Raw genomic sequence first — 718 nt, 5'->3', positions numbered from 1 at the left:
CCTTGAGTAAGAACAACTAACGAAACGATAATTATCGTTAGTTATAATGTTGAGATGTTGTATAAACATCTCAGTGATAAACAACAAGTTGTTTATCGTGGCAACTTATTCGACGTTTATGATTGGAGGTCATAAACATAAGTTGCCGGGTTTAATATCAGCTTTCCAAATTGTTAAAGAGTTAATCAACACACGCATTCGGTGCAGATTTTGGTAAAAAACCAAACTTAATGCATCCAGCGGATGTTTTAAGTTTGGTCTTTCTAAAGAAGATGGTGGAGCTAAGCAGGATCGAACTGCTGACCTCCTGCGTGCAAGGCAGGCGCTCTCCCAGCTGAGCTATAGCCCCATTACTTTACTAATGGCAATTAAGGTTTTTACAAGTTAATTTGGTACGCCGTGTAGTTAACCTACACAAGTACCAAAGTAACGCAGAAAAAACGTTAATTTGGTAGGTCTGGGCAGACTTGAACTGCCGACCTCACCCTTATCAGGGGTGCGCTCTAACCAGCTGAGCTACAGACCTATCATGATGGGTCTGCAACTTAAGTAGTTACGACCTAATCTTCTTCATCTTTCGTTATCATACAATTTGTGTGAACACTCAACATTAAGCGTTTTACTTAAGGTAAGGAGGTGATCCAACCCCAGGTTCCCCTAGGGTTACCTTGTTACGACTTCACCCCAGTCATGAATCACAAAGTGGTAACCGTCCTCC

General features: G+C 41.5%; 2 tRNA genes and 1 rRNA gene. All 3 read right to left on the bottom strand.

Annotated elements, in window-relative coordinates:
* Positions 1 to 273: 273 nt before the first annotated feature.
* Positions 274 to 349, bottom strand: a tRNA-Ala gene (locus FNN08_RS16215).
* Positions 350 to 449: 100 nt separating this feature from the next.
* Positions 450 to 526, bottom strand: a tRNA-Ile gene (locus FNN08_RS16210).
* A gap of 103 nt (positions 527 to 629) precedes the next feature.
* Positions 630 to 718: ribosomal RNA gene (locus FNN08_RS16205) — 16S ribosomal RNA — on the bottom strand; the annotation flags it as partial.

This window comes from Thalassomonas sp. M1454, from assembly GCF_007097525.1.
Classification (GTDB): Bacteria; Pseudomonadota; Gammaproteobacteria; order Enterobacterales; family Alteromonadaceae; genus Thalassotalea_A.
The sequence above is the reverse complement of the archived record's forward strand: the minus strand, read 5'-3'. Positions and strand labels throughout refer to the sequence as shown.